This window comes from Mucilaginibacter pedocola, from assembly GCF_002013915.1.
Classification (GTDB): Bacteria; Bacteroidota; Bacteroidia; order Sphingobacteriales; family Sphingobacteriaceae; genus Mucilaginibacter; species Mucilaginibacter pedocola.
This window is the reverse complement of record NZ_MBTF01000006.1, coordinates 83,968-96,906: the sequence shown is the minus strand read 5'-3', so window position 1 is coordinate 96,906 and position 12,939 is coordinate 83,968. Positions and strand designations below refer to the sequence as shown.

At 47.6% G+C, this 12,939-nt stretch carries 6 protein-coding genes; 4 read left to right on the top strand and 2 right to left on the bottom strand.

Annotated elements, in window-relative coordinates:
• Positions 1-213 carry a hypothetical protein gene (locus BC343_RS09400; RefSeq protein WP_078347526.1) on the top strand — a complete coding sequence of 71 codons (213 nt, stop codon included), beginning with the start codon at positions 1-3 and terminating at the stop codon, positions 211-213.
• Positions 214-440: 227 nt separating this feature from the next.
• Complete coding sequence (locus BC343_RS09395) at positions 441-2,882, top strand: outer membrane beta-barrel family protein (protein ID WP_078347525.1); 2,442 nt, start codon at positions 441-443, stop codon at positions 2,880-2,882.
• Between the two features lie 189 nt (positions 2,883-3,071).
• On the opposite strand, the gene BC343_RS09390 is transcribed toward BC343_RS09395, so the two are convergent.
• Positions 3,072-5,576 (bottom strand): M14 metallopeptidase family protein, encoded by a 2,505-nt coding sequence (locus tag BC343_RS09390; protein ID WP_078347524.1) that lies wholly within the window; start codon positions 5,574-5,576, stop codon positions 3,072-3,074.
• A gap of 210 nt (positions 5,577-5,786) precedes the next feature.
• Here BC343_RS09390 and recQ point away from each other — a divergent pair, with 210 nt between their 5' ends.
• Positions 5,787-7,928: a DNA helicase RecQ gene (recQ, locus tag BC343_RS09385; protein WP_078347523.1), complete on the top strand. Its 2,142-nt coding sequence runs from the start codon at positions 5,787-5,789 to the stop codon at positions 7,926-7,928.
• Between the two features lie 71 nt (positions 7,929-7,999).
• On the top strand, positions 8,000-9,349 hold the full coding sequence (locus BC343_RS09380) for a UDP-N-acetylmuramoyl-tripeptide--D-alanyl-D-alanine ligase (protein WP_078347522.1): 1,350 nt from the start codon (positions 8,000-8,002) through the stop codon (positions 9,347-9,349).
• A 526-nt stretch (positions 9,350-9,875) separates the two neighbouring features.
• Here BC343_RS09380 and infB read toward each other — a convergent pair.
• Positions 9,876-12,881, bottom strand: a complete 3,006-nt coding sequence (gene infB, locus BC343_RS09375) for a translation initiation factor IF-2 (protein WP_078347521.1) — start codon at positions 12,879-12,881, stop codon at positions 9,876-9,878.
• Between the last annotated feature and the right edge of the window lie 58 nt (positions 12,882-12,939).

Below are 12,939 nucleotides of genomic sequence, written 5' to 3'. Positions count from 1 at the left end.
ATGAAACCCATTATTAAATATATAAGCCTGCTGATCTTCAGCGGGCTTATATTACCTTTTTATACTCATTGCAGCCAAAACCCGGCTACCACAACGCCATCTGATGTGGTAAAAACAGCTTCCCTTCCTGCTGAAAACAACATCGACATATTGCCCTATATCTACCACGAAATAGCAGCGATCCTGCTGCCTGCCCTAACAAATTTAAAATAGTGTGTAACCAAAGGGGACCATTTTGCATCTTACTATAAAATGACATTGCTGTTAATACCGACAGTAATTTTAAAAAGCTCCCATCATGCAAAACATATATAACCCATCCGTTCCACTAAACCCTGCTGTTATTTGATAGCAGTTTACTAAACACCAAAACTTACCGGCTTTAAAAATTTGGAGGGGCAACCCACTCGGGATTTCTATTGCCCAAAATTCGCTAAACCATGAAAACACTCATCCACCAACTATATATCATCCTGCTGGTATGCATCACCGGCACGGCATTCGCGCAACCCGGGCATAGGCCTGATAATGGCACCATTTCGGGCACGCTATTAAACGAAAAAGGTGCACCTATGGACTTTGCGACAGTAACCCTGCTACGCGCTAAAGATTCATCGGTAGTAAAAGGTACTTTAACCACCGAAGCCGGGATCTATACGTTTGATAAAGTAACTCCCGGCGATTATTTGGTAAAAGCTACCACCGTTGGGTATGAAAAGGCTGTTAGTGCCCCAATAGCAGTTAACGGCGAAAAGGTTGCCGTACCTGCCCTGAAAATGCAATTGAAAAGCAGGAGCCTGCAAACCGTTACCATCACAGGTACAAAACCGCTGATAGAACGCAAAATAGACCGTACAGTAATGAACGTGGAGAACAGCGTACTGGCGGCGGGCAACACCGCTTTGGAAATACTGGCACGCGCCCCCGGTGTATCTTTAGATAAAGACGATAACATCAGCCTGAAAGGCAAAGAAGGGGTTACCGTTATGATAAACGATAAGCTTACTTATCTTTCGGCAGCGCAGCTGGCTACCTTGCTGCGCTCTACCGATGGCAACACCATTAAATCAATAGAAATTATTACCAACCCATCTGCCAAATACGATGCGGCAGGCAATTCGGGTATCATCAATATCAAACTGAAAAAGAATACGCAATCCGGCACTAACGGTAGCTTAACCCAGGCCATTGCCAAAAGCGACTACTGGCGCCAAAGCACCAACCTTAACCTGAACCACAAGGAAGGCAATCTGAATGTATTTGGTACTTTCAGCCGTGGCGATATCAAACGCGGGCACGAGTTGGCCATCAACCGTATTATCACCAATAGCGCGGGCGATAAAACATATTTCAACCAGCTATCGGACATGCCGAGCGTAACGCACTACAACAATTACCGCCTGGGTGCCGACCTTGACCTTACGCCAAAACACACCATCGGTTTTGTTGTGAACGGTTACACCAACAGCGGCCGCGACGATAATAATACTTCTACCATTATCGGGCAAACTTTCGGTGGTATCGATTCATCGTTGCGCACAACCTCGGTTGTAAACCAATCGTACAAAAACATTGCGCTGAACCTGAACGACCGCTATAAAATTGATACGCTGGGGCAGGAGATAAGTGTGGATTTGGATTACTCTAAATTCCGCAATAATAACAACGCCAACTACCATACCGACTACTTTTTACCCGATGGCAGCCAGCAGCATTTGCCGCAGATATTGCGCAACCAAACCCCATCAAACATTACTATATACACCGGCAAAGTTGATTACACCAAACCGTTAACCAAAACTATTAAACTGGAAGCTGGTGCCAAGTTCAGCAGCGTGAAAACGGATAACGACCTGCAGGCACAGATATTCAGCAATGGCGGGTACATTAATGATACATCGCGCACCAACCGCTTTATATACGAGGAGAAAATAAACGCGGGTTACCTTAACCTGAATAAGCAATTCAAGAAAACATCTATTCAGATAGGCTTACGTGCCGAGCAAACCCGCTCTAATGGTAACCTGATAGGCAGCACGCCTGTGAAACGCAGCTACCTCAACTTTTTCCCAAGCGTATTCATTAACCAAACTATAAACGATAAGAATGAGCTGAACTTCTCGTACAGCCGCCGTATCGACCGCCCGAGCTACGATAACCTTAACCCGTTCATCTATTACCTCGACCCATACACCTACAGTCAGGGTAACGCCTTCCTGAACCCGCAGTATACCCAAAACTTTGAGTTGAACTACACTTACAACCACAGCCTGAACGTAAGCCTGGGTTACAGCCTGACTACAGACGTTATTACCGAACTGATATTAACGCAAGGCAACCGCTCATTTGAAACACACGCCAACCTGAATACGCAGAAAAGCTACAACATTAACGTGAACACACCATTCACCATCGCCAAATGGTGGACAGCCAACATTAACGTTAACGCGTTTTACCTGGGTTTCACAACCGATTCGACCTCTATTGTGAACTTTAACGACGGGCAGTTTGCTGCACAGGGTAAATTAACCCAAACCTTCACCTTTGGCACTTATAAATTTGAGGTACTGGGCGATTACCGCTCGCCGTTAACTTATGGTATATATAAAATAAAAGCGCGTTATTCGATAGATGCAGGTGTGAGCCATTCATTCGCGGCCAAAAAGTTGAACGTGAAACTTGCTTGCGACGATATCTTCTTCCTTCGCCGCAACGACCTGAGCAGCCACGTGGCCGGCAACAACTTCGACATAAAACAACGTAACGATACCCGCGTAGTGCGCCTTACGCTTACCTACAACTTCGGTAACAAAGCTATAAAAAGCCGCCAGCGCCGCACCGGTGCCGATGACGAAAGCAACAGGGTGAAAGGAGCTAATTAGTCAGTTTGCAGTGGGCAGCTTTCAGTTTGCAGTTGTTAGCTTGCAATAGTGCATCTCATTAGAACAAAAAAAGCGATAAAGGTTATCTTATCGCTTTTCTGATTTTATTGCAAAGTCGCCATGCCAACTGCTAACTACCTCATGCAAAATCAGAACTGTTAACCGCACACCGCAAACTGCCAACTGAGTTTACTGCCCCACCATAAACACAGCGTTGCTAAACAGCAGCTTACCATTCTCCCAGAAGCTGCGGAATAGCGGATCGTCTGCCAAATAAACTACAGTACCGCGGCCCATGCTTTGTACGCCGATGAGCATACCGTTAGTCAGTTTCTTTTTGGTATCTACGCCTACAAAGCCTGATGTATAACCATCTGCTTTTAGTGTACCTACGTTCCAGCTATCGTCATCGGTAAAATAATCGTAAAGCTCGTCGTTATTTTTTATTGTGAAATATGTTTTTGGCATACCAAAGGCCAAAGGATGCGTAGTATCCAGGTTTAACTTATAAACGGCACCCGGGATGTTCGATGAAATGGCATCACGCTCGCGGTTAGCATAAACGCGTGCATCTGCTTTTGCGCCGGCTGGTTTATCGTCTTTTTTACCCTCTTTGCGTTTGATACCGAAGTCTTTTTTATCAGCCAATAACGATACTGCATTTTCCATGGCGATTAACCTACCTCCATCTCGCACCCAGCTCTGCAATTTTTCCGACGGGAAGTTGTCGTAACGGCCATCGGCAAAAATGGCTACGTCGAAATCAGATATCTTGGTACGGTTAAGGTCCTGGTAGCGTACCAGGCTGATAGGGTAACCAATTTGCTGCTCAAATAAATGCCAAACCTCGCCCATCGCTTCTGAATTTACGCCATCGCCGGCTATCAGCATTACGCGTGGCTGTTTAAGCGCATGCACCATGTTAGAGCCAAAATCGTAGCCTTTATCAACAAATCCCGTCAACAGAGGGGTAAGTTCGTGCTCCATTTCGTTGGCGGTAGAGGTTACCACCTGGTCAAAATCGGCACGGTTGTTACTTGCTTTGGCTATCAGCAACGAGCCTGCCATAAACTTTTTACCTCCGGTTTCGAAGGCTTGCTCGGCGTAACGCACTTTAATACCTTTCTTCAGCAGAGCAGCCAAAAACTTCACATCTGCAACACTCTGCCATGCCGATACATAAGCATAAGCATGCGTATTGGCCAGCGGCTGCGGTTTTATCACGTTCCAGTTGGTGGTTGATGGTTTCAGGGTTTCTTTTAAACCATAGGCCTTCAAGCCGAAAGCGTAAGGCAATGCCCAGCCGGTAATATCATAGGTGGCGGAATCTACAATGTCCGTTTTGGGCTCCATCAGCACATCCAGCAATACCGCTTTTGCTTGTGCTGCGTTTATCACCAGGTCGTTACCATCAACCGCGGTGGTCTCGGTTTTACCGGTAAAGTAGCTAAAGCCGGTTACGCTTTTAGCCGAAAGCCCGTAACCAAACTGTATGCCGTTACGGCTAAGCATTTCGGCCAGTTTTCGGGTTTTCTCATTGTTATCGTTTTTAATAACATAAGTTTTAAACTGCCCCGGCGGGTTGCTGATGCCGTTATCATGAAACTTCTTGAACTCGCTCAGCAATTTTGTTGCATTGGCCGAAGTAGTTTCTATAGTGCTGATGCTGGTGGAGTGGTGGTGGGCCACACGCTGAACCAGGGTAAGCGTATCGCCAATGCGGGTTTGTACGGCAAGGCCTGCGCCAATACCGCCCTGCTCGTACGTCATGCCTATGGCGCCATTATATAGCGGGTAAGTATCGCCGTAAGATGGGTACAACAGGTCGAATATCTGCTTGGTGAAGTACATCCAGCCGTTTTTATCAAAGTCTTTGGCGTTATGGCGGCCAATGGTCACCTGGAAATCGCGCTGCCATTGGGTTAGGTCCTTATGATATGGCTCGGCCGCGGGCGCAAAGTAATATGGAGCATTGTAGCCTTGTTCGTGGTAATCTACGTGTACCTCGGGCAGCCATTGGTTATATAAAGCAACGCGGTTTTGCGTTTCTTTTTGCGCCTGCCATGCCCAATCGCGGTTAAGGTCGAAGTAGTAGTGGTTTACCCTGCCACCCGGCCATGGTTCAACGTGTTCGCGCGCGGTGGGCGTTGGGTCGGGGCTTTGGCCTTTAACCGAGTTGTAAAAGTTTACGTAGCGGTCGCGGCCGTCGGGGTTAAGGCATGGATCTATCACCACCAGCATATTTTTCAGCCATTCTTTATTTTGGCTGTTGGAGGGGTTCACCAGGTCGTACAGCGTCCACATCGATGTTTCGCTCGATGCCGGCTCGTTACCATGTACGTTGTAGCTCAGCCATAAAATTACAGGAGTGTTAGCAAGATTGGCTGCGCCGCTTTCCATACCGGCAAGTTTCAGGTTGTTATGGCGTATCTCCTCTAAACGGCCAATGTTCTCGTCGGATGCGATGAACATGGCCAATTGCGGGCGGCCCTCGTTAGTGGTACCAAACTGCTGCAGTTTTACGTTTTTTGAAGCACCGGCAACATACTTAAAGTACTCTACAATGCGGTGGTGCGGCGTGAATTGTTCGCCAAGTTTATAGCCCAAAAATTGCTCGGGCGATTGAATGTTTTGTGCGAAGGATGTGGAGCAACACGCCACAGCAAGAATAAGGATGAGTAACCTTTTTATCATATAAATGAATATTGGGGAGGATATAAAGGCTAATATGCAGAAAATTTTTAGAAATGTGCGGGCACACATTTTTAGAGTTAGATAAATGTTACAGAAACCCAAGGGCACACAAGTATAAAAATCTAAAAATATTAGCATTTCAAGCTTGATTTCTTTAATTTGCGCACATGATGCCGATAAGCATCAGCATAGCCATTGCACATCTAAACCATGACTCCACAAGAAGCGCTTCAGAAATATTTCGGTTACAGCAACTTCCGGCTTTCGCAGGAAGCCATTATTAACCATGTATTGAACAAGGAAGATGTAATGGTGCTGATGCCTACCGGTGGCGGTAAATCGCTTTGCTACCAATTGCCTGCCGTGCTTTTGAACGGGCTTACGGTAGTAATATCGCCCCTTATTGCGTTGATGAAGGACCAGGTAGATAGCTTGAATTTGAGCGGCATACCGGCGGCCTTTCTCAACTCCAGTCAATCGCCCGAGGAGCAAAAGGAAATTGCCATACAGCTAAAAAATAACCAGCTGCGCCTGCTGTACGTTGCACCGGAGCGCCTTTTTGGGTCGGACCCACGGCTAATGGTGTTTCTCAAAACGCTGAAAGTTGTGCAAATAGCTATTGACGAGGCGCACTGTATTTCTCAATGGGGGCACGATTTCCGCCCCGAATACCTGATGCTGGCGGGTTTAAAAACCGAGTTTCCGGGCGTACCCGTTATTGCGCTTACGGCTACTGCGGATAAACTCACACAGAAAGACATTCTCGAAAAACTCAACCTGCAAAAGCCGGCTGTATTTGTATCATCCTTCAACCGCGAAAACATCACCTACCGCGTTCTTCCTAAGAAGAACAGTTTTACTCAGCTTATTAACTTTTTAGATAAGCATAAAGACGAATCGGGTATTATATATTGCCTGTCGCGAAAGTCGACCGAGCAACTTGCCGAGGACTTAAAGAGCGAAGGCTATGCTGCCGAGGCCTACCACGCAGGCTTAAGCAACGAGTTAAAAGCAAAAAACCAGGAAGCATTTTTGCGCGACGAGGTAAAGATCATCGTGGCTACCATAGCCTTCGGGATGGGTATCAATAAATCTAACGTGCGCTACGTGGTGCATGTTAACCTGCCAAAAAATATAGAAGGTTATTACCAGGAAACCGGCCGCGCGGGCAGGGATGGCCTGCCATCCGAAGCCATGCTACTATTTTCTACAGGCGATGCCGTGCAACTGAAGAAGTTTGCCATGGTAGAAAACAATGCCGAACAAAGCGCCATTATGCTGAAAAAGCTGGACGATATGGTGAACTACGCTCAACTGCATGCCTGCCGCCGCCAGTATTTAATGCGCTATTTTGATGAGGATTTCCCGGACAATTGCGGTTCCTGCGATTACTGCCTTAGCGAGTTCGTAAAATTTGATGGTACACTCATCGCCCAAAAAGCCCTGTCGGCCGTGGCGCGGTTGAAAGAACGTTTCGGTGTAACTTACTTAGTTGATTTTCTCCGTGGCTCTAAAAGCGAGAAAATATGGGCAGAACATAAACTGCTGAAAACTTATGGCGCAGGTGCAGATATCAGCAAAGCCGACTGGCAACGCTATGTACGCGAACTGATTGCAATGGGCTATTTACGCGTTACTGATGATGCCTATGCTTCGCTTAAACTTACGCCCAAAAGCGATTCCGTTTTGAAGGGCTTAGAGAAAGTAGAGCTCATCGCATCACAAACCACAGAAGAGCAAGAGAAAGAAACACTCGCTTTTGAAGCAGAACTATTGGAACAGCTCCGCAAAAAACGCCTTGAATTTGCTACGCTGGAGAACCTGCCCGCCTACATTGTACTATCAGATGCTACCTTGTTGGAAATGGCATCCTACCTTCCGCAAAAAATGGAAGAATTAAGAATGATATCCGGCTTTGGCGATGTGAAACTGGCACGATACGGGCGGGAGTTTTTGGCCATTGTAGCGGCATACGCGTCGGCGAAAAACCTCAAATCTCGCATCGGCCAAAAAACACCGAAAAGAGAGCGTAAACCAAAGACAGATAAGATACCCGATACCGCTAAAACCAGCTTTATACTTTTCAAACGCGGCTTAACTATTGAAGAAATTGCGCATGAGCGCGAACTGGCTATAACTACTGTAGAAGGGCACCTGAGTTATTTTATTAAAACCGGCGAACTTGATGTACTATCATTTGTTAAGGAAGAGAAACTGCCAGCTATAAAAGATGCTATTGAAAAATACGGTCCCGAACGCTTAACACCGCTTAAAGACGTTTTGGGCGAGGATTACAGCTACGGCGAAATACGCGCCGTTGTGGCCTGGATGAGCCGCAGCCCACAGCAGTAGCGAATTTGTAGGCGCAGTTAAGTTTGCTTAATATTGAGGCACCCTTTTAACGGGATATTCACAAACGAACCATGGCCACTACCGAAGAACTCTACCAGCTTTACCTGCAGCACCCGGTCATCAGTACCGATACACGCAAAATTGCCCCCGGCAGCCTGTTTTTTGCCCTCAAAGGCGACAAATTTGATGCGAACACCTTCGCACAGCAAGCCATTGAAGCAGGCGCCGCCTATGCTGTGGTAGATAACCCGGAGTATGCACTGGGCGAAAAATTCGTTTTAGTTGATGATGGTTTAAGCGCTCTGCAAAATCTGGCGGCGCACCATCGCAGGCAGTTGGATATACCCATTATTGCCCTTACCGGCACCAACGGCAAAACTACTACCAAGGAGTTAATAAATGCCGTGTTATCGCAACGTTTTAACACCCTGGCTACCGAGGGTAACCTGAATAACCATATTGGCGTGCCGCTTACGCTGCTTAAGATAACCGCTGAGCACCAAATGGCGGTTATTGAAATGGGAGCTAATCACCAGCGCGAAATTGCCATGCTGTGCAGTATAGCCCACCCTACGCACGGTTTAATAACCAACGTAGGCAAGGCACACCTGGAAGGTTTTGGTGGCGTAGAAGGCGTGCGCAAAGGCAAAGGCGAGATGTACGATTTCCTGGCCGCGAAGAATGAAGAAGAACGCCCCGCAGGAAGCAAAAACGGTGTTGCCTTTGTAAACAGCGACGATGCCGTGCTGATGGAAATGAAAAACGAGCGTGGGCTGAGCAATGTAATTTACTACGGCAAAAACAGCAACCCGGCTAACATCATCAGTGGCAAACTACTGGATAGTTCGCCATTGTTAGTGTTGGAATGGAGCGATAATTTAGAAGGCGGTAACTACCGCGTGCCTACGCATCTTACCGGTGCTTACAACCTCGATAATATTTTAGTGGCTATTTGCATCGGCTCAACCTTCGGGCTTACGCCGGAGGAAATAAGCGATGGCATTGCCGGCTATCAACCCAAAAACAACCGCTCGCAAATACTGCAAACCACAAGTAATACACTCATCTGCGACTTTTATAATGCTAACCCCAGCAGCATGTTCGTAGCGATAGAGAATATCGACAAAATGCAAAGTGGCCGCAAGGTTTTAATATTGGGCGATATGTTTGAGATGGGGGACGAATCTGCCGCAGAACACGCCGCCGTGCTTCAAAAAGCTATGGCAGCACAGGTGAACGAAAGAATATTCATCGGCAAAGATTTCTCAGCACAAAAAAGTGAAGGGCTTGAACATGCTACTTTCTATTTAACCGCCGAGGATGCTATTGAGGGGTTAAAGGCACATCCTATAACTAATTCAACTGTGCTTATTAAAGGCTCGAGAGGTATGGCGCTGGAGCGGTTGGTTGGGTTGTTTTAAACGCGATAGGCACGAGTACCTCGCCTCACCAGGCGTATTGTTTTAAACGCGTATCAACCCAAACGTCATCCTGAACTTGGTTCGGGACCCCATCACGCAAGCCACAATGTAAGGCCATTAGGCATATTCGTAATTGGCACGAGTACACAGCCACTCTGGCCCCCGCTGCATACTCGCGCCAGCGGGGGCGGTATGGCGCTGGAGCGATTGGTTGGGTTGTTTTAAACGCGATAGGCACGAGTACCCCACCGCGCTGGCTCTCGCTGCGTACTCGCGCCAGGCGTGGGGTAAATATACTTCACTATGTCATTTCGACGAACAGTGGGGAGGGATAAAAGCGGGGCGTGAGGAGAAAACTTGTTCATTATAACGGGATCTCCGCCGAACCAAGCGGTAATGCATAGCGTTTATAGCAAGCGTTCAAGATTTCTCGTCGCTGCGCTTCCCTCGAAATGACAATTTGGGTTAAAACAAAAAAGGGACAGCCTTCGCCGTCCCTTTGTGTTTATCTGTAAACTAAAGCTTATTACAGCTTGCGTTTTACTTCTACGTTTTCGTAAGCTTCTACAATGTCGCCTACTTCGATGTTGTTGTAGTTGGCAATGTTCAAACCGCACTCGTAACCCGTAGAAACTTCTTTCACGTCGTCTTTAAAGCGTTTCAGTGATGCCAGTTCGCCGGTGTGTACTACCACGCCATCGCGGATGATGCGTATTTTGCTGTTACGGTTAATTTTACCATCCAGCACCATACAACCTGCAATGGTACCCACTTTGCTGATCTTGAAGGTTTCGCGTATCTCTACGTTTGCAACAATCTTCTCTTCGAAGGTTGGCGCAAGCATGCCTTCCATCGCAGCTTTTATCTCGTTGATAGCATCGTAGATGATCGAGTAAAGCCTGATATCGATCTGCTCTGCCTCGGCCAGTTTACGCGCACCTCCAGAAGGACGTACCTGGAAACCGATGATGATAGCATCTGATGCAGAGGCCAACAATACGTCGCTTTCTGATATTTGCCCAACACCTTTAGATATGATGTTAACCTGTATCTGCTCTGTAGAAAGTTTCAGTAACGAATCTGACAATGCTTCGATAGAGCCATCCACGTCACCCTTAACAATAATGTTAAGCTCTTTAAAGTTACCAACTGCCAAACGGCGGCCGATCTCGTCAAGTGTAATGTGTTTCTGTGTACGTAAGCCTTGCTCGCGTTGTAATTGCAGGCGTTTGTTGGCAATCTCACGTGCTTCAACCTCGCTATCAAGCGCGTTGAATTTATCGCCCGCGGTTGGTGCTCCCTGCATACCCAACACCTGTACCGGTGTAGACGGCCCTGCAGATTCAACACGCTGGCCACGCTCGTTGGTTAACGCTTTAACACGACCGCTGTAGCAGCCTGCCAATATTGGGTCGCCCACTTTTAAGCGGCCGGCTTGTACCAATACAGTAGTTACTATACCACGGCCTTTATCCAATGCCGATTCTATTACCGTACCAACTGCACGTTTGTTAGGGTTAGCTTTCAGTTCCAATAACTCGGCTTCAAGCAATACCTTTTCTAACAGCAACTCAACATTTAAACCGGTTTTGGCAGATATTTCCTGGGTTTGGTATTTACCACCCCATTCTTCTACCAATATGTTCATGCCCGATAATTGCTCGCGCACTTTATCTGCATTAGCGCCCGGCCTATCCATTTTATTGAATGCAAATATGATAGGTGCACCGGCAGCCTGTGCGTGGTTTATGGCCTCGCGGGTTTGCGGCATCACGCTGTCATCAGCAGCAATTACAATGATAACAATATCCGTTACCTGTGCACCCCTTGCACGCATAGCGGTAAACGCTTCGTGGCCCGGTGTATCCAGGAAGGTGATCTTACCTTTATCGCCCGGCAGGGTTACTTCGTAAGCGCCGATGTGCTGGGTTATACCACCCGCTTCGCCGCCTATAACGTTGGTTTTGCGTATAAAATCCAGCAACGATGTTTTACCGTGGTCAACGTGGCCCATTATAGTTACAATTGGCGCACGTGGTATAAGGCTGCCTTCAGGGTCTTCCTGATCAAGGTTGGCTTCCTCATCCTGCGGTTTTACAAACTCCACCTGGAAACCAAACTCATCAGCAACAATGCTTAAGGTTTCGGCATCCAAACGCTGGTTGATGGATACGAACATACCCAAACTCATACAGGTAGAGATGATCTGCGTAACAGGTACGTCCATCATCAATGCCAGCTCGTTTGCGGTAACAAACTCGGTAACTTTCAGCACTTTTGATTGTGCATCTTGTTCCATTGCCAGTTCTTCGGCACTTGCGGCAACATCGTCGCGTTTTTGGCGGCGGAATTTTGCACGCTGGGCAAACTTGCCCGATTTACCTGCACCGCTTAAGCGGGCAAGTGTTGCCTTAATTTGGTCTTGTATATCTTTTTCCGATGGCTCTTCTTTAGGCCCTGTACTTGGCGGTACATTCCTATTGTTGCCTCCCCTGAAATCGGGGCGGTTGCCCTGGCCACCACCTTGCGGTACAGGCGGACGGTTACGGAAATCGGGGCGGTTAGGGTTAATAGACCCTGTAAGCGGAGCCTGCTGGCCCGGCCCATTATTACCACCACCCTGGTTGTCTTTACGTTTACGCTTACGCTTGTGGTCGGCTGCGTTACCCGCCGCATTTGACGATGAAGCCACAGGGCCACCACCGCGTTTTGGCGGGTTATTTACCGGCAACTGTATTTTGCCAATAATTTTTGGTCCGCTAAGGCGTTCGGCACTGGCGCGAATAACCTCGTCGGTTTCCTCTGCGGCTGCAGGTGCAGGCGTTTCTTTCACCGGCTCGGGCGCTTTTGGCGCTTCGGCAACAGGCGCAGGCGTTTCTTTAACCGGCTCGGGTGCTTTTGGCGCTTCGGCAACAGGCGCAGGCGTTTCTTTAACCGGCTCGGGCGCTTTTGGTGCTTCCGCAACAGGTGCAGGAGTTTCCTTCACCGGCTCGGGTGCCTTTGGCGTTTCTGCAACTACCGGTGCAACTGGTGGTGCAGCAGGTGTTTCTTTAACCGGTTCAGGTGCTTTTGGCGCTTCGGCCGGTTTTGCACCTAAATTGTTCAGGTCAATTTTACCTACAACGGTAACACCAGGTAAACCAACTGCTGGGCGGTCTTCAACTTTCGGCTGGGCAGGCTCTGCCGGTTTCGGCTTTTCCTGCGGCGAAGAGTAGTGCCCGGCATTTTTAATAAGTATCTCCTCGTTCTCAAAGTCGCGCGAACGGCGTGGCGATTCTACAGGCCTTTCGGGGGTGGCTGGCACCTCCTCTTTCCTAATCTTACCAATACTTATTTGCTTGGCCTCTTCCTTAATAACTTTATCAGCAGCAAACTCTTTCAACAATGTAGTATACATGTCGTTATCCAGCTTCGCCATTGGGTGCTTGTCAACTTTGTACCCTTTAGTAGCCAGGAAATCGACTATGGTATTCATACCAATGTTCAGTTCCTTTACTGCCTTAATTAATTTTATGGATTTGTCTTCTGACATTTATTATAATTTCTCTGCTATAATTATCGCAAAAATACGATTTTAATTTTGCTTATTC